Origin of the sequence: Roseateles sp. (assembly GCF_965262435.1) — a bacterium.
In the GTDB taxonomy this organism is placed as follows: domain Bacteria; phylum Pseudomonadota; class Gammaproteobacteria; order Burkholderiales; family Burkholderiaceae_C; genus Paucibacter_A.
Map to the genome: position 1 here is coordinate 4,978,157 of NZ_OZ253537.1, position 24,724 is coordinate 5,002,880.

Here is a 24,724-nt window from a genome sequence, read left to right on the forward strand (position 1 = left end):
TACGCGATGGCCGAGGTTCTGTTGTTGTGTGTTGCCAAAGACGCGCTCAAAGGTTCCCGCAAGCCCCGCCTGGGGTCAAGCGGGTTTGGCCCTAATCTGAATTCAACGCTCAACCGTCAAGGCCACACCCATGCCGCCGCCGATGCACAGCGAGGCGATGCCCTTCTTGGCGTCGCGGCGCTGCATCTCGTGCAGCAAGGTGACCAGGATGCGCGCGCCCGAAGCGCCGATCGGGTGGCCCAGGGCAATGGCGCCGCCGTTGACGTTGACCTTGCTCAAGTCCCAGCCCATTTCCTGATGCACGGCACAGGCTTGCGCGGCGAAGGCCTCATTGATCTCCAGCAGGTCCAGGTCTTGCGCCTTCCAGCCGGCGCGCTCCAGGGCCTTGCGGGCGGCGGGCACCGGGCCCATGCCCATGATGGACGGGTCAAGGCCAGCGCTGGCGTAAGACGCGATGCGGGCCAGCGGGGTCAGGCCCAGCGAGGCGGCCTTGGCCGCGCTCATCAGCATCAAGCCAGCGGCGCCGTCGTTCAAACCCGAGGCATTGCCGGCCGTCACGCTGCCGGCCTTGTCGAAGGCCGGGCGCAGGCCCGCCAGGGCCTCAGCATTGCTCTTGCGGTTGATGAACTCGTCGGCCTCAAAGACGATGGCATCGCCCTTTTTCTGCGGAATGGTGACGGCGGCGATCTCGTCCTTGAAACGGCCGGCGTCCTGGGCGGCCGCGGCTTTTTGCTGCGAAGCCAGGGCCAGCTCATCTTGCGCTTCGCGGTTGATGCTGTATTGCTTGGCCACGTTCTCGGCCGTGATGCCCATGTGGTACTGGTTGTAGACGTCCCAGAGGCCGTCGACGATCATGGTGTCCACCATCTTCCAGTCGCCCATGCGCTGGCCATCGCGCGAGCCCGGGAGCACATGCGGGGACAAGCTCATGTTTTCCTGACCGCCAGCGATGACGATCTCGCTGTCGCCATCACGGATGGCCTGGGCCGCCAGCATCACGGCCTTCAGGCCGGAGCCGCAAACCTTGTTGATGGTCATGGCCGGCACGGTGTTCGGCAGGCCGGCCTTGATGACGGTCTGGCGGGCCGGATTCTGGCCCGAGCCGGCGGTCAGCACCTGACCCAGGATCACTTCGCCGATCTGGCTGCCGTCCAGGCCGCTGCGGCGCAAGAGGTCCTTGATCACCACCGCGCCCAGCTCGGGCGCTGCGGTCTTGGCCAGGCTGCCGCCAAACTTGCCAATGGCGGTACGGGCCGCCGCCACGATCACGATATCGGTCATTTCTCGTCTCCAGGGTGAGGCTGCGTCTCCACGGGAACCACATTCCGGCACCCACAGATAACAGGTTAGCAGATCAGGGTTTCAACTAGGTTTCAGCAAGGTTTCAAAATGCAGGCAATCGCTCACTCCGCATCGGGAACAAAAAAACAGGACCGGCGCCAGAGGCACACGGTCCTGTTTGAATTCAGGCTTTCTGTTTGACGTAACGCCCGGGCGCCGGCTCGATCACCGGGTATTGCCGGCTGCCCGGCCCCTTTGGCGCGGCCACCTTGGGGCCGGCATGGCTCGCCAACCAGGCGGCCCAGTCGGTCCACCAGCTGCCCGGGTGCTCGACCGCGCCCTCGAACCACTGCTCCGAGGTGGCCGGCAGGGCCGCCGTCTTGCCCAGCCAGTGGCTGCGCTTGCCCTTGGCCGGCGGGTTGATGACGCCGGCGATATGGCCCGAGGCGCCCAGCACGAAGCGCTTGGGGCCTTTGAACACCTGGGTGCTTCGATAGGCAGCGTCCCAGGGCACGATATGGTCTTCGCGCGAGCCGTAGATGTAGACCGGCGCCTCGATCAGGCCCAGGTCCAGCTTCTCGCCGCAGATGATCAGGCGGCCCGGAATCTTCAGCTCGTTCTGCAAATAGGTGTGGCGCAGGTACCAGCAGTACATGGGGCCGGCCATATTGGTCGAGTCGCCGTTCCAGTACAGCAGGTCAAAGGCCGGAGGCGCCTCGCCCTTGAGGTAGTTGCCCACCACATAGTTCCAGACCAGGTCGTTGGGGCGCAGAAAGCTGAAGGTGGCGGCCAGCTCCTGGCCCTTGAGCAGGGCCGGGCCCTTGGGGTTGCCCATGCTCTTGTCGCCCAGGCTCATCTCGCGCATCTTGACCATGGTCTCGTCGATGAAGATGTCGAGCACGCCGTTGCTGGAGAAATCGATCAAGGTGGTCAGCAGGGTCAGGCTGGACGCCGGCTGCTGGCCGCGCGCCGCCAGCACCGCCAAGGCCGTGGCCAGGATGGTGCCGCCGACACAGAAGCCCAGGGTGTCGATCTGCTCGGCGCCGGTGATGTCTTGCACCACTTCGATGGCCTTGATCGGCGCGTTCTCAATCACCTCATCCCAGGTCCAAGCGGCGCAGGAGGCATCGGGGTTGCGCCAGCTCAGCACAAAGACCCGGTGGCCCTGCTCGACCGCGTAGCGGATCAGCGAGTTCTCGGGCTGCAGGTCGAGGATGTAGTACTTGTTGATGCAGGGCGGCACCAGCAGGAAAGGCCGGGCGTGGACGGTGGCGGTCAGCGGCTTGTATTCGATCAGCTGGAAGAAGTCGTTCTCGAACACCACCGCACCTTCGCTGGTGGCGACATTGCGGCCGACTTCGAAGGCGCTCTCGTCCGTCTGCGAGAGGTGGCCGCGCTGGATGTCGGCCCAGAGCTGCTGCATGCCCTTGGCGATGCTCTCGCCTTGGGTGTCCAGCGCCAGCTTCTGCGCCTCGGGGTTCAGGGCCAGGTAGTTGCTGGGCGAGGCGGCATCGACAAACTGCTGCACGGCGAAACGGATGCGTTCGCGCGTCTTGGCCTCGCCTTCGAGCTTGTCGGCCATCTGCTGCAAGGTGCGGGCGTTGAGCAAATAGAGCTGGGCAACGAAGCTGGAGGCCGGGTTGGCGCTCCAGGCCTCGGCGGCGAAGCGGCGGTCGCCGAGCGGTTTGGGCTTTGGCGCGGCCTCTTTGGCGGCTTCCCCTTGGCTGGCACCAAACACGCCACCCAGTCCAGCGCCCAGACCGGGCAAGGCCGAATTCCAGAGTTCGCTGGCCTGCTTGAGATAGTTGCTCTGCAGCTCGCTCAGGGCTTGGGCCGGGATCTGCAAGCCGGCCAGGCTGGACCACATCTCGCCCAGACCGGCCATGCCGGCACCGAGCTCGGGCAGAGCGGCCGCCGGGGCCGCGGTTGCGGGGGCAGCAGCTGGCGCAGCCGACGGCGCTGGTGCCGGCGCAGGTGCCTGGGCCGGCCGGCGGCGCGGAGCCGCAGCCTTCTTGGCGGCCGGCGCTGCACTGGCCTGGACCTTCTTGACCGCAGCTTTCCGCGCGGGGCTGGCCGGAGTGGCCGGTTTCTTCGTGCTCATGAATATCCTTTGCCGCTGATCCGCGGCTCCACATTGAGATCACGCCTTGGCCAAGACCCTGGCGTGCAAAGACACGAAATCAGGCCGCGTGAGAAAGCGCACGCAATGTTGTACCCTCGCCCGCTTACCTTGCCATGACATTTCATGTATCTGATCGCAATCGCCTGGGGCTATGTTGCCTTGATGATGGCCTTGGCCGAAGCCACCAGCAGCCAAGGCAGCGTGCTGGGCGCCATCATCACCTTTGTTCTCTACGGCCTCTTGCCGATTTCGATTGTGCTGTACGTGCTGGGCTCGCCCAGCCGCCGCGCAGCGCGAAAAAAGCAGGAGCAACTGCAGGCCCAGCTCGATTTCCCGCAGGAGCCGACCGAGGCCATGCCGCTGGATCCGCTGGCGCGTGCATCGGCATCACAGCAGGCCGATGACCGCCACCATGCGGCCGGTCCGGGCGTCGTGCCGGTAAGAAAAGAACCTTGAGGGTTCGCTGAGCGTGCACCAGTGGCCGCCGCTGATATGGCTGAGCCCGGCGGCACGCAGGCGCAAGCGCGCCAAGGCCGGCAGATCGGCCAGCCAGCGCGCTTCGCCGGCGGCATTGGCCCGGTAGACGAATTCCCCGCCTGGCTGCGCCGGGCTGCGGCCGAAGGCTGCCAGCACTTCGGCTCCAACCTCGAACTGCTGCGGGCCGATGCAAGGGCCCAGCCAGGCGCGCAGCTCGCCTGGCGCGCAGCCGGCCGCCGCGCAGAGCGCCGCCACCGTGTTCTCGAGCACGCCACCGGCCAAGCCGCGCCAGCCGGCATGGGCGCCCGCCACCGCGCCGGGCGCGGCAAAAAGCACCGGCAGGCAGTCCGCCACCTGGATGGCGCAGCCAAGACCGGGCGTGGCCGACACGCTGGCGTCGGCGACCGGCGGCTGGCTGGCCGCCAGAAGGTCGTGGCTCAGGCGCTGAACCTCGGCGCCATGCACCTGCTTCAGGAACACCAGCGGCGCACCCAAAGCCTCGGCCACATGGTTCCGGTTGGCCTGCACCCGGGCGGGCTCGTCGCCCACCGCGGCGCCCACATTCATGCTGGCGAACAGGCCATCGCTGCAGCCGCCGGCGCGCGTCGTCATGAAGGCGCGGACGCGCGGCCACGCGGCGGGCAGCTGCCAGTCGGGCTGCAGCCAGTCGCGGTGCAGCGCTGCGGAACTCAATTCACTCGGCATCCGGGCAGGCCGAGGGCTGGGTCTTGGCGAAGGCGTCCAGAGCCATGCAGTTGCCGAACACACGCATCACCTCGGGCACATGCTCAAGGCGGCAGTCGAACCGCTTGGCATTGAAGATCTGCGGCACCAACAGGCAGTCGGCCAGGCCCGGCGTGTCGCCATGGCAGAACTGGCCGGCATGGGCCTTGAGCCGCATTTCCACCACCTCCAGGCCACTTTCGACCCAGTGGCGGTACCAGCGGTTCTTGGTGTCTTCGTCCAGGCCCAGGTCCTTGCCCAGATAGCGCAGCACGCGCAGATTGTTCAGCGGATGGATTTCGCAGGCGATGTCTTGCGCCAGGGCGCGCACCTGGGCACGACCCAAGGCGTCGGCCGGCAACAGCGGCGGCTGCGGATGGGTTTCATCGAGGTATTCGATGATGGCCATGGACTGGCTGACAAGCGCATCGCCATCGCGCAGCAGGGGCACGAGCTTGGACATGGAGGCGCTGGCATAGGCCGGGTCGAACTGCTCGTTCTTGGCCAGGTGCACGGCGCGGTAGTCGTAATCCAAGCCTTTCAACGCCAGCGCGATGCGCACGCGGTAGGAGGCCGAGGAGCGGAAGTAGTTGAAGAGTTCCATGGCACCGATGATGCCATGGGCAAACAGATAAACTGATTTGCATGTGGCTCTCCCGACGTTTCAAGTTCTGCCCCAGCTGCGGCGCCGAGGTGCACTACCAGGTGCCTGCCGACGACAACCGCGAGCGCGCGACCTGCAGCGCCTGCGCCAGCGTCCATTACGAGAACCCCATCAATGTGGTGGGCACCCTGCCCGTCTGGGATCGGGACAGCACTCCGCAAGTGCTGCTGTGCCGCCGCGCCATCGAGCCGCGCCATGGCAAATGGACCCTACCGGCTGGTTTCCTGGAACTGGGCGAGACCACGCTGCAAGGTGCGATCCGCGAGACCGACGAAGAAGCCGGGGCGCAGATCGAGATCGGCCCACTCTACGGCCTGATGAATGTGGTCAAGGCCGGGCAGATCCATCTGTTCTACCGCGCCCGCCTGCTGTCCACCGCCTTCAACCCCGGCCCGGAAACGCTGGAAGCGCGCTTGTTCGCCGAGCATGAGCTGCCCTGGGACGAAATCGCCTTCCAGACCGTGCGCGACACCTTGCGCCACTTCTTCGCCGACCATCGCGCCGGGAACGGTTTCCCGCTCCACTGCGGCGATATCAGCTACTGAGGCTCAGTCGCTGCCGCCCTGCGCGGTCGCCCAGGGGCCCGTCACGCCGTCGAGCTCGCAATCCCAGAGCGCCTGCACATCCATGGCATCGCGCAAACCTTCGGCGTAGACCTTGAGTGCCAGGCTGCGCAGCATGACCAGCATGCCGCGCACAAAGGCGGCGCGCGCCGCGTCGCCCGAGGCGCCGCTGACGACCGAGGCGTCGAGCTTCACATAATCCAAGCCAGCCTGGTAGAGCCTGTCCACCTGGGCCAAGCCCGCGCCGGCATGCTCCAAGCCCAGCTTCACGCCCAGCGGCCGCAGCTGCCGCCCCATCTCCAGCAAGAGATCGAAGTGCTGCACCGCGGCCGTCTCGGCCAACTCCAGGCCCAGCTTGCGGGCGGCTTGCGGCGCCTGGAAGACCTGCTCGCGCAAGCGCGCGACAAAGCCGCCGTCGAGCAGGCTGGCCGGGGCGATATTGACGCAGCGCAGCTTGCCGTCGCGAGCGATCGCCTCCAGCGCCAAGCTGACGGCCAGCAGGTCCACCTCGGCCGTCAAGCGGCTGCGCACCGCCAGGGGCAGCCAGCGCGTGGCCGGCTCGAAGGGGCCGTCGGCCTCCAGTTGCAGCTGCAATGGGCATTCCAGATGCACGACCTGACCCTCACGGTCGAGCAGAGGGAACTGGCTCAGGCGGGCGCGGCGCTCCTTCAGTGCGTCGAGAATTTGCGCACGCCACACGCGCTCGCCCTGGGCGCTGCTGCCGCCCTCGGCGCCGGCCGTGCCGGCCGCTCCTGGATTGGGGCCGCGGAAAAAGTCCACCACATAGCCAGCCTGGGTCTCGGAGCGCGCCAGCGCCGCATCGGCCTCGCCGAACCACTGGCCCAGGCTGAGTTCACGCGGCAGATCCACAGCGCCCAGTGAGACCTGGATGCCCGCGCCCAGACCGGGCAGGCTGACACGCAAGGCATCGGCCAGGGCCTGGGCCGTCTCGGCGGCCACATCGGGAGCGGGCAACCAGAGCGCGAAGTCCGAGCCGTTGAGACGGCCGCCCAGGCAACCACGCACCCGGTCCGGGTAAGCCTTGACCGCGCGCGACAGGGTCAGCAAGGCCTGGTCGACCGCCGGCCGGCCCAGACGCTGATTGAGCAGGGCCAGATCACGCAGGCGCAGCAGCACCAGGCCGCCTCGCGCCGGGCCCTCGTCGCGCGTCAAGGCCGACTCCAGCTCGGCCAGGAAATGCTTGCGCGTGCTCATGCCGGTCAAGGGGTCGCAATGGGCTTGCAAGCGCAAGGCCTGCAGCTGTTCGCCCTGGGCTTCGAACATGGCCTTGACGCGCGTCACCATGGCATTCATGGCCTCGGTCAGGCGCTGCAGCTCGGGCACATGGGGCAGCTCGAGCAGGGAGAAATTGCCCTCCATCACGGCGCGCGCCTGAGCCACGGCGTTGTCGAGCGGACGGCGAATGCGATGCAAGGCCAGGTAGGCGCCAACGCTGGCCAGCAGACCCAAGCCCAGCAGCAAGGCCGCCATGCGGGTGACGCTGCGCCAAAGTTCGTCATGCGCATAGGCGCTGTGGCTGAGCACCTCGACCGAGCCGATGGCATTCCAGCCGCTGGACAGCTGGGCCACACCGGGCTGCACGGCAATCGGCGTGAGCGCAACAAACCAGGCCGGGGCAGCGCTGGCACGGGCCGGGGCGACACGCTCGAAGGCCAGCTGACCGTTAGCCTTGCGCCAAGCCACGCGCTGGTAATAGCCGGTGTCGAACTGGGCCGAGATCAGCAGCTGCATCAGCTCGGCATCACCGCCTTGCTGGGAGAGGGCCAGGGCCAGGGCCGCCGCGTTGTCGCTGTTCTTGATCTGCAGCTGGGTTTGCAGCAGCTGCCGGGTCGAGACCGTGCTGACCGCGACGCTGCCCAGCAGGGAGGCGAGAACCACGCCCAGCACCAGCAGCCAGACTTGACGCATCAAGGACATGGGAAGCACCTCCGCAAAGGGATATGTTCGTTCGTATTCATGGTCATGGTGATTCAGAACCCTTCCGCCCGGGCTTTGCTAAGCAGGTCGCGCCATTGTGAGAGCCGTGCCAGCGGGTCGCCGGCCGACGTGGCACCGACACCCTGCCACAGTCCCTCGCCATTGAAGCTGAAGACCGGCTGCAAATCCGTGCGCTGCGAGGCCGGCTTCACCTCGGGCAGGAGGTTGTCCAGGATCAGCGGCTCGGCGCCGGGCTCGGCGTAGTAGGCCAACACCATATGGGCCAGGGTGCGGCCGCCCAGCTGGGCGCGGACATAGACCATGCGCAGCTTGGCCACCGGCGTGCCGCTGTTGAGCAGGCTGAAGTACTTGGCGATGGCGTAGTCCTCGCAATCACCGCGGCCCTTGTCCAGGCTCTCCAGCGGGCTGGCCCAGAAATCAGCCCCACCCCATACCTCGGTGTCATCACGGAATGCCAGGCGCTTGTTGACGAAGCTGTTGACCAAGCTCAGGCGCGGCAGCTCTTCGACCGCCCCGGCTCGCTCGATCATCTGCAGCAACTGCTGGGCTTCGCCGACGGTACGCGGGCCGAAGCGCGCCGCCGCATCGAGCACCTGTTGACGGTCCAAAGCCTGTGCCGGCTCGGGCGCCAGCACCGGCAGGCCCAGCATGGCCAGGGACAGCAGCAAAGCCGCCGGTCGGGCCCAGAACCGCGCACGGCGAACCACCCCAGCCGCCAAGCGTGGCGCGGACAGCGCTGCAGGCGGCCAATCGACAGTGGGGCTGCATACGCAAAATTGCATGCGTCGGGGCGCCTCGTGAGAGAGAAATGAGGTTCAGGTGAGCCGGCCTGTGCCGATAATTCGGAAGACTGTAACCCTTGCACCTGCCTCCCGGCGCCAGCACAGGCGCCAAATCGCCCCCCAGTTCATGAGCACTGCTTCAATCCGCCAAGAAATTGACAAGTCCCGCGCCACCGGTGTGCTCAAACAGATCATCATCCCGCCCTGCCCCGAGTTGCTGGCCCGCCTGCAGAAGGCCATGAACGAGGCCGAACCCGACCTTAACGAAATCGCCCGCATCGCCGCCAGCGATGTCGCCATGTCGGCCACTCTGCTGCGCATCGCCAACAGCCCCCTGCACATTGCCGACGGCATGCCCTGCACGACCGTGGGCCAGGCAATGACCCGCATCGGCCTCGATGAGACCGCGGCCGTGATGACCGGCTTTCTGCTGCGCCACGCCATTCCCGTCAACAGCCCGCACCTGGCCCGCTTTTGGGAACGCTCGACCAAGCGCGCCCTGGCCTGCGCCTTCATCGCCCGCCAGCTGCCGGGGCTCTCACCCGACCTGGCTCACACCTACGGCCTGTTCTGCCACATCGGCATGCCGGTGCTGCTGCAGAGCCTGCGCGGCTATGGCAGCACCATGGTGGAGGCCGCCGCGCGCATCGACCGCAGCTACATCGCCACCGAGAACGCCAACCACCGCAGCGACCACGCCGTGGCCGGTGCGCTGCTGGCGCGCGCCTGGAATATGGCGCCTGAGCTGATGGCCGCCATCCGCCTGCACCACGACCTGCAGTCCCTGGGCCACTCCGGCATCGAACCCGAGGTCCACACCCTGGTGGCGGCCGGCCTGGTGGCCGAACATCTGATGCGCCAGCACGAAGGCCTTGGCGACGACGCCGATTGGGTCCAGCACCACCAGGCCGCCCTCGACTGGTTGCACATCAACCTCGATGATCTGGAGCATTGGGACGATCTCTTGCGCCCCATGCTCGATCAAGCCTGAAGCTTGTCGGCTTTCTGCTGAGCGACTGCCATCCCTTATTGGTCGGGTTCGCATAGGACTCACGTACAGGAAGTCCGTTCCGTGGCCTGTACTCCCTCGTCGCGCCGAAGTCAGCACGACGCGCGCCACGGCGCTGCTATGGATGAGCAACAACGATTACGTGCGGTGTGCCGTGTGTTTGGAAAGTCATGTCGTGGCGAGGTCTGGAGCGTGCGGCGGGTGCTTGGCGCCCTCACATCCTTGCCTACGGCGCTGATATCTAGCAAGGCCGTGCCCCCCCCCCCCGCGCCCTGCGGCCTTCGTCAGTCGAACCCAAGACGGCCAGCGGGCTGGCATCCCAGGTGCTTGCCTAGAGTTGGAGAAGTCCAAACCTTGAACTAGGTGGCGCTAAGCAAGGAGGCGCCGGCTGGCCGCTTTCGGCGATTCCAGTCGTTCAAGCGCCAGGAATGGACGGCGGCAATGTGCCCGGAGTCGACGTCCGAGTTTCTTTGTGGAGGACGGCACTGCAGCGGTTGCGGTCGGTGGTCGACGCGACCGCAATGCACGGTCACGGCCACGCAGCAGTCATCGGGCCGGCGCTGATCGCGCATGCCCAATGACCGCTGATGGATGTGCAGCCGACATTCCAAGCGCCGAGGCCCACCGGGGGCGCCTGAACGACCGCTGTCCCCTTTGGCGAACTGGAACTCCCGACCCGCCAGAGCCATTCGGCATGGGAGAGGCGATGACAGCAGTGCATTGAAACCCGTCATCTAGCGCGAATCAAGCCCAGTTGGCTTGTCACCCCTTCAATGGCGAAAGACGGTCGCGGCGATGCGACTCTGAATCACCAACTTAAGCATTGAAGCAATACGTGTCAGGTCCCGGGTGATTGACCACCCTCTTGGCGAATAAGTCTGGATGGCTGACTTGCCATTTCTTGAGCGCCTGGATCGGCGTGTTCAGGTCCAGAGCGCGCTGGGGCAGATGCTCGTTGTAGAGCCAGACGAAGCGGTGCAGCGTCGTCTCCAGATCATGTGCGCTGTTGAAGCGGTGCGTCTTGAGCACCTGGGCCAAGCGCCCATTGAAGCGCTCGACCATGCCGTTGGTCTGGGGGTGTTTGGGCTTGGTCAGTCGGTGATCGATGTCCAGTGCTAGGCACAGCGCGTCGAACTCGTGTTCCCCGCTGGCGTCCTTCTCGCGCCGACCAAATGCACGATCGGTGAACTCGCGCCCGTTGTCAGTCAGCAGCGTCTTGATCTTGAACGGCGCAGCCTTGTGCAAGGCATTGAGGAACGAGCGCGCTACTGCGGCGGTCTTCTTGCTCTTGATGGCGATGAACACCCAGCGCGTGGCCCGGTCGATGGCCACGAACACGTAGCGCCTATCTGCCTCGTCTTCCATCTGGGGCAGGTACTTCACGTCCATGTGGACGTAGCCCGGCTCGTAGGCTTTAAAGCTCTTGACCTGGGTCTTCTCGACTTCGGGCTCGGGCAAGCGGTTGACGCCACGCCGACGCAGCAGCCGGTCCAGCGCAGAGCGGCTCATCGCCGGCTCGATGAACTCCCGCACCACCGCCAGCAGGTCGTCCAGCGACAGGCGCAGGTGCGTGCGCAGATAGACGACGATCTCCTCCTGGCCGGCATTGAGCGTGGTCTGCAGCCGGTGAGGTGTGTGGCTGCCATCCTCGACCGTGCTGCGCTTGCGCCACTTGCGGATCGTGAATTTGCCGACACCGAAGCGCTACGCCAATTCGGTCTCAGTGCCGTGGGCCGGCTGGATCGCCAAGCGTGTCGCAGGCGTCGTCGTAGCGTTCTTGTGCAAGCTGATCAGCATCGTGCCCTCCGCTGGTTCAAGTCTGCCAGAAGGCCCTTCAGGACCTCCCGGCCCACAAGGATCGCATATCGTCCGCCGAGGAGCCAGTCATCCGGGACTCGACAAATACGCTGCATCCCCTGCGTGACTTGTAACTAAGTCGACGCGGCCAGTTCTTCGACCACTCGGGCAAGCCAATCTCCGGCTGCACTACCCAAAGCTCTGCGATGCCGCCCCATAACCACATTAAAACTCAGGGAAGACATGTCTATATCCATCACCTGAAAGCCTCCAGCGGCGGCAATTGCTGAGGGTACAAAAGCTAATGTGTCGTTCACGCGCATAAACGCCTGCAGAGACGTGTAGCAGGGCAAAGTGGCAATCACGGTGCGACTCACCTTCTGGGCGCCAAGGAAATCATCCAATCGGCTTCCCAAATTGCCTACACCGCTGGCGAAATCCACATGGGGATGGGAAGACACATCGCCTAGCTCTTTTATTTGCCGAGAGAGAATCGAATCTTCCCGGGCGACACAGCAGTAATGATCGCGTCGCAGCGTTTTTCGTACCAGTCCTGAATCGACGTAGTCAGAAAAACCAATCACCAGATCAGCCTCCCCTTGCTCCAGCATTTTGGTATGTTGAGTAGGATTGAAGTCAATGACTTCAAGCTTCACCCCGGCTGCGCGTTTGCGCATGAGCAGCGAGAGCGACGGAATGATAGACAGTTGTGCATATTCATTTGCGATGACCCTGAACACGTACTCGCTCGTTACAGGATCGAATGGGAATGAATTGAAAACACCGTCGACCTCTTCTATTATTTTTTCGAATTTGGCTGCTAGTTCATACGCGTAGTCGGTTGGCTGTAGGCCTGCGCTCTGCCGCAGGAATAACTCATAGGGAAAGACTTCACGCAAGCGCTTAAGGTAATTGCTGACCGCCTGTTGCGATATCTCAAGTCGCTCAGCAACGCGAGAAACGTTTTTCTCGCGCACGAGATGAAGCAAAACCCGCATGTGCCTTACATCGATTCTTTCTGTCATTTGAGTTGTATCTCATACAAGCCAATCGTGATTGTCATTGTATCCGTGGGTGCCTAAAGTACCGGTTCCCAAGCATTTAACCAAGCATTTCTATGAAAACTGTAATTCTGATTGGCGCCCAAGGGCATATGGGCCAAGCCGCTATGACAGGCCTCAAGAAGCACAATGTCATCACCGCCAGTCGCTCAGGCACAGGCTGCGACCACAAGGTCGACATCACCAGCAAGGCGTCGATCAGGGCGTTGTTCGAAAAAGTCGGGTCGTTCGACGCCGTCGTCAATACCGTAGGCTACTGCGAATACGCCAACTTCAGCGAAATGACCGATGAGCAGTGGGACACGACTATCCAGAGCAAGATGGTCGGCCAGATCAATCTAGTAAATGTGGGTCTGAACTACATCAAAGACGGCGGCTCGTTTACGCTGATTTCGGGCATTCTCAATGTCAAACCCATTCCCATGGCCATCGCGGACGCAACCACGAGCGGCGCGATCGACACCTTCGTACAATGCGTAGCGCACGAGCTTCCACGCCAAATTCGCATCAACGTCGTCAACCCTACAGTTCTCGAGGAGGCATGGGATGTATACGGGGAAATGATGCCAGGTTTCCAGCCGGTACCCAGCGCGCTGGTAGGCAAAGCCTTTGAGCGTTCGGTTGATGGTTTCATCACCGGCAAGGTGATATTCGTCGACGCCTGACAAAGCGCCCTCGCTTTATTGATGGCTGGTCAAGGCATTTCAATCCCGAGATCTTCATCCACGAGTTGCAACTGAGCCTGGGAACTGCACCTGTCCGCGTATCAATGTCTTTGTCGCACCGCCGATCCAGATGCCATCAGTCATGGTCGAAACGCGAATCCGGCAGGGACGATCCAGAGCAGTGCCTTGGCTGAACGTGTAGGAGCTGGGTGCTTGACCGGTCTGTGCGAACCACTGGGCAATGCCCGCTGCAAGACTGCCCGTTGCCGGATCCTCGGGCAAGCTGTCGCCTGCGATGAACGCGCGGAGTTCGAAGTCGACCTCGCCGTCGCACGGCGGACTGCGCCACGGTGCCGAAACGCCGATGGCCAGCCCATCAAGTTGAGCGAAATCGGGTTTCAGGGCCAGCAACTTGTCGCGATCATCGATCATCAGGGCGAGCCAACCAGCACCGTTGTCCACCCATTGGGCAGACACCAGGCGCGCCCCGACAGCCTGAAGTCTCAACCCGGAAGACACCCGCTCCAGCAACGACGCGTCAATGAGCCCAGACCTGATGAGAGGCGGGGCTCTGAAGGCAAGCCCCTCGACCGAGCGCCGCAAAGTCACCAGGCCGACACCACACTGCTGCACGTAGTCGCGCAGAGCCTGATGCCCGGTCTTCTCCAACCAGGCATGGCAGGCACCCAGTGTTGGATGACCTGCAAAGTCAAGCTCGTGCAGCGAAGAGAAGATGCGAAGGCGGTAGTCAGCCAGGGGATCCGTAGCCGTCAGTACGAAAACCGCCTCGCTGAGATTGGTCCATCGCGTGAAGGACAGCATCTCGACATCGGAGAGGTTATCTGCATCGAAGACAACACCCACGGCATTCCCCTTGAATGCCGTGCCATTGAATACATCGACGACGGCGTAGGAATGGCTCAATGGGTGGGGTGGGGTATCAGTCATCAGCTTGGAGTATCGAGGTTCGAAGGGGATGTCATGAATTGCCCCGAGGCTCGTTTGTCGTAACTGCGCTGTAAGTCGAACCGGAGTCTGCCGCGAAACCCCGACCAGCGAGCTTCATCCTGGGCCGCGCCAGTCTGACATTGGAGTCCGCTTTCCGCGGCGGATTCAACCGGTCAATGCAACACACTAACCACTGCTTGAGCAGAAGGAGTGTTGCAGATGAAGTACCGGACTCGTACGTACTACACGGCCACCCAGAAGGCATTGATGTGGGAACGTTGGAAGGAGGGTTGGACGCTTCATGAGATTGGCAAGCTGTTCGACCGGCCGCACACGTCGATCCATGGCATTCTTTCGAAGACCGGTGGTATTCGACCGCCCGAGCGGCAGCGCTGCGCAAGTGCGTTGACGCTGGAGGAGCGAGAGGAGATCTCGCGGGCGCTGATGGCCGGGCATTCAATGCGTTCGATCGCTGCCCAACTCGGAAGGGCGCCGTCGACGATCAGCCGAGAAGTCAGCCGCAACGGCGGGCAGGATGGCTATCGCGCAGCCCTGGCCGACCAAGCTGCGTGGGAGCGGGCCCTTCGACCGAAGCTCTGTAAGCTTGCCAAGAACCGGGCTTTGGCTGGCATCGTGGCTGACATGCTTCGTAAGCTCTGGTCGCCCGAGCAAATTGCGGGCCGGCTCCAGCATACTTATCCGAACGACCACAGTTTTCACGTGTCACACGAGACGATCTACCGCAGCCTGTTCATTCAAGCGCGCGGTGCCTTGAAGAAGGAGTTGCTGGAGCACCTGCGGCGCACGCGCGGCATGCGGCGCTCTCGCTCATACACGCAGAAGACCGCGATTCATGGCCAGATCGTCGACGCGGTCTCGATCAGCGAGCGGCCCGCGTCAATCGAGGACCGGGCGGTGCCTGGCCATTGGGAAGGAGACCTGGTCTTCGGCAGCAGCAACAGCCAGATCGCGACGCTGGTCGAGCGCCAGACGCGATACGTGATGCTGGTGAAGCTGGAAGGCAAGGACTCGCAGACGGTCGTCAACGCGCTTATCAAGCATGCCCGCAAGCTGCCGCAGGAGCTCTACAAGTCGCTCACATGGGACCGAGGCACGGAGATGCATGGGCACAAGCGATTCACCATGGCCACCGATATTCAGGTCTACTTCTGTGACCCGCAAAGCCCTTGGCAGCGAGGTAGCAACGAGAACACCAATGGGCTGCTCAGGCAGTACCTACCCAAAGGCATCGACATCTCGGGCTACTCACAACACCAACTCAACGCGATCGCCAGACAATTGAACGAGAGGCCGCGCAAGACGCTCGGCTTCCAAACGCCCGCTGAGAGATTCAGCGAATGTGTTGCGACGACCGGTTGAATCCGCCGCCTTCAAGAGCCATTCGAGTTCGAGCATCAGATGGCCGCTGATGGCCGACCGCGTGAGTCCGGCAGCACGTCAGACAGCAGCCGTTCGCAGCTGGCCACGTCCGCCTTACGCGGGTGGCCAGCGGCCTGCTGGATCAGATCTCTGTTTGCTCAGAGATCTCAAGCGCGTCATCAACCTCGATGCCGAGGTATCGAACTGTCGACTCCAGCTTGGAATGGCCCAGCAGAAGCTGCACGGCGCGCAGGTTCTTGGTGCGCCGGTAGATCAGCGTCGCCTTCGTCCGGCGCATCGAGTGTGTCCCGTAGTCGGCGCGGTCTAGGCCAAGCTCGTCGACCCAGTGCCCGAGGATCCGGGCGTACTGGCGGGTACCGAGGTGTGGTGAGCCGTGGAGCCGGCTGGGGAAGATGAAGTCATCCGACTTCAGGCCGGCCTGCTTGATCCACGCCTGCAAGGCATCCCGGGTGGCCGGAGTGATCTCGAACTGGACCGGGCGTTGGGTCTTGTGCTGCAGGACGATGGCGCGCGTCGCAACCTGGTCTCCATGACAAACATCTCGAACCTTCAGTGCGACGAGATCGCACCCACGCAGCTTGCTGTCGATGCCCAGGTTGAACAGCGCGAGCTCGCGCACCCGGTGCTCCATCTGGAAGCGGACGCGGAGCGCCCAGATGTCCTTAAGCTTGAACGGGGCCTTCTGCCCGACGATCTTGCCCTTGTTCCACGGCTCGCGAAGAGCGTTGCCGCCTGTGTTGCCCATGATGGTCTCCCATCGAGTTGAGGGCCACACAAGATGCGCCTACTCCCCAGCGGAGCCCTTGCCTTGGGTCAACCCTAACCCTGTCGTGGACCGGGCCGAGGGCCGCTTACTGGCTCGGGTAGCTACTCACCCTGCCGGCCAATAGTTGGCATTGGCGACTGGCTGGAATTGGGCACACCGTTTACAACTCTCACGGTCCTTGTTGTACGCCGTCAGCTGATGTCCGATCAGATACCGTGCACCAAAAGGCAAAGGACACGGCCAGGCACAAGGCAAAAAGGACAAACATCCACCGATGGTGCCCAAGGGCGTCGGAAAGTTTCAGGAGCCCGGGAACAGCAAGAGCCGGCAAGACGAGGCTGGAATTGAACACGCCCATGCTGACGCCCATTTCGTCCGAGTTCACGGATTCGGAGAAGATGGCGAACACGATCGAGATCAGTGACGACCAGCCAATGCCGCACATGAGCATGCCCGCGTAGTAGAAAATCTCTCCGTTGGCACCCATCGAAACCAGCAGGTAGCCCACGGCCATCAGCCCCATAGCGGACCGGTGCACCAGTACCTTGTCCCATCGCGCACACAGCGGCTTGAGCAGCAGGATGGGCAGCAGCGCGCCCACGACGTTCAGCAGCAGGAAGCCCAGGGACAGGATATTGCCGGCCGTATCGCCGGCCGTCGGCTCGGCGCCATGGGCCAGGCGCAGAAATGCATTGGCCAACACGGATCCAGGGGCGGTGTTCGGCACGACGAAGTCCCGCACGAAGAAGAAGGCCATGACGAACATGCCCTGCACCCCCAACCATGCAAAACCGTGGCCGAGCAAAATCTTGCGGAGCCGAAGCTCGCTCGACGGATTGGCGCGTGCTCGCCAGACGATGGCCGCCCCCCAGGCCAGCGTGATGCCAACAGCCAAGATGAACAGCGGAACCGAGACATCGGCCAGGGCGCCATCGAAGACCAGCTTGTCGACCGCGATGAAGATGCCATAGAACATGAAGGCACTCATGGGCAATAGCGCTTTGAATGCGTCATTGCCTGTCGCGTGTTCGCGGGAAACCGCTGCAGACTCAGGCGGCGCGAGTCGCTTGTCTGGCGCGGCGAACTCCCGAATGAAGAGCATCGGCAGGACCGAAAACGCAAAGGTCACCGCGACGGTGATGAGGATCAGCGCCTCGTTCCCCAGGACAAGGGAAATCATGTACGCGCTGATGCCAAAGAAGCCGGACACCGTCTGCATCCACGAGTAGCCACGAACCCGATCCGGCCCCTCGGGTGTCAGGTCGGCCACCAGTGAGCGCGCGGGGTTGAACGTGACGTTGGTGCTCAGATCACAAAGCAGGGCCACGACCACCGCTATGACAAGCAGGCTGAGACCGGTCGAGGTGGCAATTCTGTCCAGCTTGAGCATGGCGAACATGGACACCGCCCCGGCAATGCCGCCGACCAGCAGATAGGGCCTGCGGCGACCATTGAGGAGCCAGGTACGGTCGCTGAGGGCGCCAACAATCGGCTGTACCAGCAGGCCCATCAAAGGACCAGCCAACCAGATCAGGGCGATGTTGTCGATATGCAGGCCATATCGCGTGCTGAGGAGCCAGGTGGTCGAGGCAATGCCGGCCGACAGGCAAAACCCGATGGCCGCAGCTGGCAGGCTGAGCAAGATCAGGAAGCCGGTGGTGAGATTCTTCTGTGCGTCAAGCATTCCTGTTTCTTCCCGTGTCGATTTGATTGGAAGCGCTAAAGCCCTTTACATACGGCCAGGCCATGTGGCGCATCAGCGCGGCAGCGGCTTCATTGCAAACCGCAACTCGCCCCCGTCGATCAAGGTCAAGTGTTCAAGCTGCGTCGCCACCACCTCCTGCCCATTCAGCCGGGCGCTCGCGGCATACGGACGCGCTTGACCCAATGCGTCGGCCACGACCCGCAGCGTCTTGCCGCCTGCCAGGCTGACCATCGCTGAGGCCACCTGCGGTGCGCCCAGCACATAGCTGCCGCTGGCCGCCCGCACCGGATAGAAACCCAGGGTCGAGAAGACATACCAGGCGCTCATCTGGCCACAGTCGTCGTTGCCGGTGATACCGCTCGGGCGGTCGGCATAGAACGCGCGGCTGATGCGCCGAATCAGCGCATGGCCCTTCCATGGCTGCGGGGTGTAGGCGTACAGGTAGGCGATGTGATGGCTGGGCTCGTTGCCGTGGGCGTACTGGCCGATCAGCGCCTCCTGGCCCTGGTGCTTGTCCACGCCAGGCTGTTGCACGCTGAAGAACTGGTCCAGCCATTGCCCGAAGGCGGCCGGCCCGCCCATCAGCCGGGCCAGCCCCTGCGGGTCATGCAGCGCTGGCGTGAGCGTGTACTGCCAGGCATTGGCCTCGGTGTAATCACCCGGATTGCCCAGCGGCGAGGTCGCCGTGAGCGGGTCGAACGGCGTGCGCCAGGCACCTTGCGAGTCGCGCCCGCGCATCTGCCGCGTTCCGGCGTCCCAGAGCTTGCGATAGCCCTGGGCGCGCTCGGCAAAGCGCCGGGCGGTGGCGGCGTCGCCCATTTGCGCAGCGACCTGCGCCACCGCGGCATCGCCCACGCCGTACTCCAGCGTCTTGGAGACGGACTCGCCGGGCTCCAGGTCGAAAGGCAGATAGCCGTAGTGCTCATAGCTGTCCCAGCTGCGCTGCGCCCATTCGGGGGCCTGGGGGCGCGGTAGGGTCGAGCTCTCGACCATGGCCCTGAGCGCGGCCTGCACATCAAATCCCTTGAAGCCCTTGGCCAGCGCATCGGCCACCACGGGCAAGGCCGGATTGCCGATCATGGTGTGCGTCTCGCGGCCCCAGGCCGTCCATAGCGGTAGATAACCCTGGGCCTTGTGGTGTTCGATCAGCGTGGCGACCATGCCGTCGACGCGCTCCGGTGCGATCAGCGTGAACAGCGGCTGCACCGCGCGGAAGGTGTCCCACAGGCTGAGCGTCGAGTAGTACTGCCCGCCTGGCGCCTGCTGCACCACGCCGGTCGGACCCCGCACCCGGCCATCGGCATCGGCGATGTCACTGGGGTGCATGAATACCCGGTAGAGCGCCGAATAGAAGATGCGCTTCTGGCGCTCCGGCGCCTCGATGCGAATGCGGCCGAGCATGGCCTCCCACTCAGCATCCGCCTCACCCCGAACGGCATCGAAGGACTTGTCCGCGGCTTCGGCCAGGTTGCGGCGCGCGCCGTCCACATCCACCGTGGACAGTGCGACGCGGGCTTGCAGCTCGCGGCCGCTGACGAGCTCGAAGTTCAGCACATAGCGCGGCGCCCTGTCCTTCGCGCCTGGCGGCAGCGTGAGCACCTTGCGGATCGGTGCGCTGAACTGCACGACGAAACTCGCCTCGCGCTCCACCCAGTTGCGACTGTGCACGGTGCCGCTGATCTCGCCTTTGGCGGCATCGACCTTTACCTCGCTTTGCGTGACCCGGGCGTCGGTGTTGAACAGGATGCCATGCTGCAGGTCGGCGAGCACCTGAACGGCGCCAGGCTTGTCGAAGCGGTAGCGCTGCAGAGCCACGCGCTGCGTGGCGGTCAACTCTACGCGGACACAGTGCTTCGGCAGACGAACCGCGTAGTAGCCGGGCCGGGCGGCCTCGCTGCGCTTGTCGTAGGCCGCGCTGAAGTTCACTGTGGCCGAGCCCCACAAGGTGCCCTGACGGGGCTGCAGCAGCACATCGCCCAGTTCGCCAATGCCGGCGCCGCTGATGTGCGTGTTGGAGAAGCCCATGATGGTCTTATCCCGGTACTGGTAGCCCGAGGCATGATCCCAGCCCCTGTCCTTGTTGTCCGGGCTGGGCGCCACCATGCCGAAGGGCCGCGTGGCACCGGGGAAGACATGGCCCGTGCCGTCCGTGCCGATGAAGGGGTTGACGTAGCGGGTCAACGAGGGTGCGGCGCAGGCCAGCAGAGGGCTCAGCGTGAGCGCAGCGAACAGGCGCTTCAACATGGCCGCCGTCGCTTTCAACGTTGACCCATCAGGAACAGCAGCGGCGTCGCCAGCCGCGCCGCCCAGGCCTTCTCGTTGTGGCCCGTACCCTCGTACACGCGACTTTCGAAGTTCTTGCCATCCACATAGCCCGCCTCGCGAACGATGTCGTCGATGACCAGTTGATACGGTGCGTAGAGCGCATCCAGCTCCATCGTGCCGTGGTCCTGGTAGAGCCGGTGCGAGGCCGGGTCTGCGAGCTTGGCGCGGACGTAGTTGAAGGCGGCGAGCGGAATCGCTGCATTGGGCTTGAAGCCACCGATCCAGTGCGTGGACAGGCCCGCCGCCCCGCCGAACACCTGCGGGTATTCGTTCATCGCATACACCGAGATCAGGCCGCCCATGCTGGAGCCCATCAGAAAGGTGCTGGCCGCTTCGGGTCGGGTCGCATACCTGGCGTCGATGGCGGGCTTGAGCTCCTCGACCAGGAAGCGCAGGTAGTTGTCCGATTGCGGCTTGTTCTGCAGGCCCTCGGCGATCAGCTTGTCGCGCAGCGCCACCGGCATCCCGGCCAGGTACTTCTGCGGGAAGTATTCGCTGTGGCGGAACTTTCCGTTGTTCCAGACGCCGACGATCAGGGTGTCGGGGATGCGGCCTTCGTTGATCAGCCGCTGCACTGTGTCCTGCACATTCCAGGCCTGCTTGTTCCAGGTGGTGCTGGCATCAAACAGCATTTGGCCGTCGTGCATATAGAGCACGGCGTAGCGCTTGGCTGGGGTGTAGCCCTCGGGCAGCCAGACGTCGACATGGCGCGCGTCGACCAGCTTGGAGGGAAAGTTCGCGAGCCTCTCCACGCGGCCGACGACGACCTGGGGCAAGGGCTCGTCAGCTTGCGTGATGCCAATCAGGCCCAGGGTCAGCAGCAAGGCGCTCAGCAATTTTTCTGTCGTCAAGGTGTGTCTCCGTTCATTTGTTGTTGCGCCATCGTGAAGCACTCGCAGGCGATCTCCCACAGGCGGTGCGCGTCCGCATAGCGGTCGCTGGGCTCGCCGCCGAATTCATCGTCTCGAAGATCGCTACGCGGCTGGGCATAGTGGATCCACATCGTCTGGGCGCCGCCGCCAATGCTCATTGGCAACAGCTCCGGGTTGAAGCTCAGGTAGTCGCCAGGCTGCGCGCCGGCCAGGAAGCCCTCGAAACACTTCTGCCACATGAGACGATGATGATCAACATAAGGGCCGGGGTCGCTCAGCGCGGTCTGGATGGCGCCGGCATTGCCGATTCGCCCATGCATGAAGCGCACGCGGTCGAACACGGGCTGCAAGCGTTCGACGCGGTTGAGGAACTCGCCGCCATAGGTCAGCTCGTGCCCGGTGTACCAGTGCGACAGGTCGGCATTGAAACGAACGTCGGGCCAGCGTTCCACCATGTCCAGCGTGCGGCGCAGGTCCTGCGTGATGGTGGCGCGGTGGGTCTCGATATAGAGCGGGTAGGCGTGCCTGGCCGAGGCTTCGAGCACGGCGCCAACCAGGGTGTCGATCTGCGCGTCGGTCTCGAAGCTGTCGCCCACGTGCAGCGTGGTGGCGTCCAGCCCCAGGGCCTTGTGTGCGCGGGCGATGGCGTCGGGCTCATGGGGCTGCATCACGCGGCCCATGCCACTGGCACGCAGTCCGGCTGCCAGCACGGCCTCGGCATCTGACCAGCTCTGCACAGCGGTGTAGCCGTCGGCTTTCACAATCGCGAGCTGCTCGGCTAATCCTGGTCGCCAGCCTCGCGACGAGCGCGGCAGACCCAGGAGGGTGCCGCTGTTGAGATCCCGGCGCAGCCGTGGAGCAGCCGAGCTGCCGTCATTGGTTCTATCCATAGTCATTGGCTTGCCCGGATTTGCCGCCGCATCAAGGCGCTGTCTGAAGCTGCAGCAGCGTCACCGACCGAGGCGGCAGTTCAAGCTGCGCCCCGATCACAACTTGTTGCCCGGTCATCACGTCACGTGCCTTGACGCCCAACGGCAGCCGCTCGCGAAAGCGTTCAGTACCCAGCTTGGTGGCCGTGCTGTTCTTGTTGAGGACCAGCATCACCGTGTCGCGCTCGTCGTAGCGGAACAGCACATAGGCGCCGTCTTCGGGGAAGAAGTGCATCAGCCGGCCTTCGTGCACCACGCGTGCCGTCTTGCGCCAGTTCAACAGCTTGCGCAGCCAGGTCTGCATCTGGACCTGTTCCGGCTTCAGGCCCGAGCCCGTGAATGCATTGACGGTATCGCCTGCCCAACCGCCCGGGAAGTCGTCCCGAAACGCGTCGAAGGCATTCAACGCCTTGGGGCTGGTCATCAGCACTTCGGTGCCGTAGTAGAGCTGCGGGATGCGCTTCATCGTCAGCACATAGGCCAGCGCCATCCGGGTCAGCGCGGGGTCCTCGTCAAGCGCGCTGAAGATGCGCGGCGTGTCGTGGTTGCCGTCAAACAGGACCAGCCGGCCTGGATCGGCATAGAGCTGATCGCTCACCAGCAGGTTGTAGAGCTTCTTCAGACCGGTGCTGTAGGTCTCGGGCTCCGCCAGCGACTGCGCAAGAGGCGTGTAGACCACGTAGTCCATCACGCTGGGAAGCGTTGAAGTGAAGCCATTGCTCTGCGTACGTCCTCGTGCCCAGTAGGCCTGTACGGCAGGGTTGTCGCTCCACTCCTCGCCCACGATGTTGAGGGCGGGGTATTCGGCGAGGATCCGGCGGGTCCACTCGTTGATGAAGGCCGGGTCGGAGTAGGCGTATGTGTCCACCCTCAGGCCCGACAGCCCGGCGAATTCGATCCACCAGATTGCATTCTGGATTTCGTAGTTGGCAAGCTGCGGATTGCGTTGATTCTTGTCAGGCAAGGTGGTGTCAAACCAACCCGCAGAGAAGTGCTCGAGGTCGTACGCGGAGGCGTAGGGATCGCTGACCGTGGTGCGCGCATGGTTGGTGGGCACGAACTGGTTGTTGTTGCTAAGCCAGTCGGGCGCAGGCAGATCCTTCATCCACCAATGATTGGAACCGATGTGGTTGGGCACCAGGTCCTGGATCACCTTCAGGCCTTTGGCGCGAGCCAGCGCCACGAAGCGCTGGTAGTCGGCATTGCTGCCGTAACGTAGGTCGATGCGATAGGCATCGGTCGTACCGTAGCCGTGGTACGAGAAGCTCGGCTGGTTGCTCTCGGTGAGCGGGGTGGACCAGATCGCGGTGTAGCCCATCGTCGCGATGTGATCCAGGCTGCGGATCATGCCGGCCAGATCGCCACCGTGGCGGCCTCCCGGCAGCTTGCGATTGGCCTGCTCGATGCTGCCGGCCATGTTGTCGTTGCCCGGATCGCCGTTCACAAAGCGGTCGGGCATCAGATTGAGGATGACGTCGGCCGGGCCGAAGCCCTGTCTGGCAGCCGAACCCGGCGCGCGCTCGCGCAACTCGTAGCTCAAATTTGCCTCTTCAGCGCCGCGCCGCAAGGTAAGTTTCATGACACCGGCACGCGCCTGGGCGCCGACCTGCAGCGTTACCCACAGGTAATTGGGGTTCGGACCGCGCGTGCTGCTGACGAGACGAACGCCGGGCCAGCTCAAGCTGGGTGTCCAGTCGGCGATGGCCGAGCCGTGCAGCATCAATTCGACCTGCTCGTGCTTCATGCCAACCCACCAGTTCGGCGGCTCGACACGCTCCAGTTCCAGGGCGTGCACAGACGTTGACAGCACACAGGCTGCCGCCGCCCACCAGAACATCATCAAGCGTGTGTTTTTCATGGGGTCTGCTTGGAGAAGATGAGCGGGTTGCGCGGGGTGACGATCACCTCACCCGGCTTCGCACCAGGGCACCAATGCGCGCGGTCGTTCTCCTGTGCAGGGCTCAGCGCCTTGGCCAGCTTCATCTCGGCGTCCATGTAGATCACGGTCATCACCGCGCGCGGCAAGGCCGACACATTGCCGCCGGCCTTGTGGAAGGTCCAGCCCAGATGAAAGCTCAGCTCGCCCAAATCGAAGGGGCCGCTACAGAACTCGAAGCCATGCTTGGCCATGTTGGCGCTGATCTTTTCCTCGCTCTCGTCGCTGATGCCCAGGTCGCGTCCAAATTCAACCGACTGACTGCGCGCGTAGAAGCCCAGCGGGCCCATGTCCACCGGCACCGCCTGTAGCGGCACCCAGGCTGTGATGGTGCGGTCTGTGGACAGCGGCCAGTAGTACTGGTCGGCATGGGCAGGGGTGATGCCGCCGCCCGGCTCCTTGTAGAGCGCCTGGTCGTGATACAGCCTCACACCCTTGACCTGCAGCAGTTCGGTGGCAATGCGCCCCAGGCGTTTGCCCATCACGAACTCCGTCACGATGGCGCTCTGTTCCCAAAGGTTCATGACCTGCAGGAAGGCCTTGTCGTAGGTGCTGCGTTCCTCCAGCGGCACTTGCTGGGTGTTGAGCGCTATGGTCAGCCTAGTGATCTCGTCGCCATAGTGCTTGAGGGTGGCCGGCGAGAGCACGTTCTTGAGCTTGATGAAGCCGTCGCGTTCGAACTGCGCGATCTGCGCAGGTGTCAGGGCGTAGGGAGAGTCGATGTCGATGCTGTTCATGA

20 protein-coding genes and 1 pseudogene are annotated in these 24,724 nt (G+C 63.8%); 5 read left to right on the plus strand and 16 right to left on the minus strand.

What is annotated here, in order from left to right:
* Window positions 1-102: 102 nt before the first annotated feature.
* Window positions 103-1,281: an acetyl-CoA C-acetyltransferase gene (locus tag ACQY39_RS21435; protein ID WP_428509695.1), complete on the minus strand. Its 1,179-nt coding sequence runs from the start codon at window positions 1,279-1,281 to the stop codon at window positions 103-105.
* A gap of 184 nt (window positions 1,282-1,465) precedes the next feature.
* Window positions 1,466-3,166: a class I poly(R)-hydroxyalkanoic acid synthase gene (phaC, locus tag ACQY39_RS21440; protein WP_428510901.1), complete on the minus strand. Its 1,701-nt coding sequence runs from the start codon at window positions 3,164-3,166 to the stop codon at window positions 1,466-1,468.
* A 360-nt stretch (window positions 3,167-3,526) separates the two neighbouring features.
* Here phaC and ACQY39_RS21445 point away from each other — a divergent pair, with 360 nt between their 5' ends.
* On the plus strand, window positions 3,527-3,859 hold the full coding sequence (locus ACQY39_RS21445; protein WP_428509697.1) for a hypothetical protein: 333 nt from the start codon (window positions 3,527-3,529) through the stop codon (window positions 3,857-3,859).
* Here ACQY39_RS21445 and pgeF read toward each other — a convergent pair.
* Both pgeF and maiA read right to left on the minus strand, forming a co-directional pair.
* Entirely contained in the window at window positions 3,791-4,573 is a 783-nt protein-coding gene (gene pgeF, locus ACQY39_RS21450; RefSeq protein ID WP_428509700.1) for a peptidoglycan editing factor PgeF, read from the minus strand. The two genes, ACQY39_RS21445 and pgeF, sit on opposite strands and share 69 nt — an antisense overlap.
* Window position 4,574: 1 nt before the next feature.
* Window positions 4,575-5,207, minus strand: coding sequence for a maleylacetoacetate isomerase (gene maiA / locus ACQY39_RS21455; protein ID WP_428509702.1), 633 nt, complete (start codon window positions 5,205-5,207; stop codon window positions 4,575-4,577).
* Window positions 5,208-5,248: 41 nt separating this feature from the next.
* Between maiA and ACQY39_RS21460 the strand changes: the two genes are divergently transcribed.
* Window positions 5,249-5,812 (plus strand): NUDIX hydrolase, encoded by a 564-nt coding sequence (locus tag ACQY39_RS21460; RefSeq protein WP_428509704.1) that lies wholly within the window; start codon window positions 5,249-5,251, stop codon window positions 5,810-5,812.
* 3 nt (window positions 5,813-5,815) lie between these two features.
* Here ACQY39_RS21460 and ACQY39_RS21465 read toward each other — a convergent pair whose 3' ends face one another.
* Complete coding sequence (locus tag ACQY39_RS21465; RefSeq protein WP_428509706.1) at window positions 5,816-7,768, minus strand: bifunctional diguanylate cyclase/phosphodiesterase; 1,953 nt, start codon at window positions 7,766-7,768, stop codon at window positions 5,816-5,818.
* Between the two features lie 53 nt (window positions 7,769-7,821).
* The gene (locus ACQY39_RS21470; RefSeq protein WP_428509708.1) at window positions 7,822-8,571 is read right to left on the minus strand and encodes a transglutaminase-like cysteine peptidase; all 750 of its coding nucleotides are present in this window, start codon (window positions 8,569-8,571) and stop codon (window positions 7,822-7,824) included.
* Window positions 8,572-8,698: 127 nt separating this feature from the next.
* On the opposite strand from ACQY39_RS21470, the gene ACQY39_RS21475 reads away from it, so the two are divergent.
* Window positions 8,699-9,562, plus strand: a complete 864-nt coding sequence (locus ACQY39_RS21475) for an HDOD domain-containing protein (protein WP_428509710.1) — start codon at window positions 8,699-8,701, stop codon at window positions 9,560-9,562.
* Window positions 9,563-10,396: 834 nt separating this feature from the next.
* On the opposite strand, the pseudogene ACQY39_RS21480 reads toward ACQY39_RS21475, so the two are convergent.
* A pseudogene (locus ACQY39_RS21480) lies at window positions 10,397-11,377 on the minus strand (IS481 family transposase).
* Between the two features lie 134 nt (window positions 11,378-11,511).
* Window positions 11,512-12,402 (minus strand): LysR family transcriptional regulator, encoded by an 891-nt coding sequence (locus tag ACQY39_RS21485; RefSeq protein ID WP_133699759.1) that lies wholly within the window; start codon window positions 12,400-12,402, stop codon window positions 11,512-11,514.
* Between the two features lie 92 nt (window positions 12,403-12,494).
* Here ACQY39_RS21485 and ACQY39_RS21490 point away from each other — a divergent pair, with 92 nt between their 5' ends.
* On the plus strand, window positions 12,495-13,103 hold the full coding sequence (locus ACQY39_RS21490) for a short chain dehydrogenase (RefSeq protein ID WP_428509712.1): 609 nt from the start codon (window positions 12,495-12,497) through the stop codon (window positions 13,101-13,103).
* A gap of 54 nt (window positions 13,104-13,157) precedes the next feature.
* Here ACQY39_RS21490 and ACQY39_RS21495 read toward each other — a convergent pair whose 3' ends face one another.
* Window positions 13,158-14,051, minus strand: coding sequence for a PhzF family phenazine biosynthesis protein (locus ACQY39_RS21495; RefSeq protein WP_428509714.1), 894 nt, complete (start codon window positions 14,049-14,051; stop codon window positions 13,158-13,160).
* 219 nt (window positions 14,052-14,270) lie between these two features.
* Here ACQY39_RS21495 and ACQY39_RS21500 point away from each other — a divergent pair, with 219 nt between their 5' ends.
* A complete protein-coding gene (locus ACQY39_RS21500; RefSeq protein WP_428506326.1) occupies window positions 14,271-15,431 on the plus strand; it encodes an IS30 family transposase in 1,161 nt (386 codons plus the stop codon).
* A 142-nt stretch (window positions 15,432-15,573) separates the two neighbouring features.
* On the opposite strand, the gene ACQY39_RS21505 is transcribed toward ACQY39_RS21500, so the two are convergent.
* The 7 genes from ACQY39_RS21505 to ACQY39_RS21535 all read right to left on the minus strand — a co-directional run bounded on the left by ACQY39_RS21505 (window position 15,574) and on the right by ACQY39_RS21535 (window position 24,722).
* Window positions 15,574-16,197 (minus strand): tyrosine-type recombinase/integrase, encoded by a 624-nt coding sequence (locus tag ACQY39_RS21505; RefSeq protein WP_428509718.1) that lies wholly within the window; start codon window positions 16,195-16,197, stop codon window positions 15,574-15,576.
* Between the two features lie 190 nt (window positions 16,198-16,387).
* Window positions 16,388-17,902, minus strand: coding sequence for an MFS transporter (locus ACQY39_RS21510; RefSeq protein WP_428509720.1), 1,515 nt, complete (start codon window positions 17,900-17,902; stop codon window positions 16,388-16,390).
* A 72-nt stretch (window positions 17,903-17,974) separates the two neighbouring features.
* Window positions 17,975-20,167, minus strand: a complete 2,193-nt coding sequence (locus tag ACQY39_RS21515) for a GH92 family glycosyl hydrolase (protein ID WP_428509722.1) — start codon at window positions 20,165-20,167, stop codon at window positions 17,975-17,977.
* 14 nt (window positions 20,168-20,181) lie between these two features.
* Entirely contained in the window at window positions 20,182-21,099 is a 918-nt protein-coding gene (locus ACQY39_RS21520) for an alpha/beta hydrolase (protein WP_428509724.1), read from the minus strand.
* A complete protein-coding gene (locus ACQY39_RS21525) occupies window positions 21,096-21,881 on the minus strand; it encodes a hypothetical protein (protein ID WP_428509726.1) in 786 nt (261 codons plus the stop codon). Before ACQY39_RS21525 ends, ACQY39_RS21520 begins: the two co-directional genes overlap by 4 nt.
* Before the next feature lie 160 nt (window positions 21,882-22,041).
* On the minus strand, window positions 22,042-23,907 hold the full coding sequence (locus ACQY39_RS21530) for a glycoside hydrolase family 13 protein (protein ID WP_428509728.1): 1,866 nt from the start codon (window positions 23,905-23,907) through the stop codon (window positions 22,042-22,044).
* Window positions 23,904-24,722 carry a phytanoyl-CoA dioxygenase family protein gene (locus ACQY39_RS21535; RefSeq protein ID WP_428509730.1) on the minus strand — a complete coding sequence of 273 codons (819 nt, stop codon included), beginning with the start codon at window positions 24,720-24,722 and terminating at the stop codon, window positions 23,904-23,906. Before ACQY39_RS21535 ends, ACQY39_RS21530 begins: the two co-directional genes overlap by 4 nt.
* Window positions 24,723-24,724 lie beyond the last annotated feature (2 nt).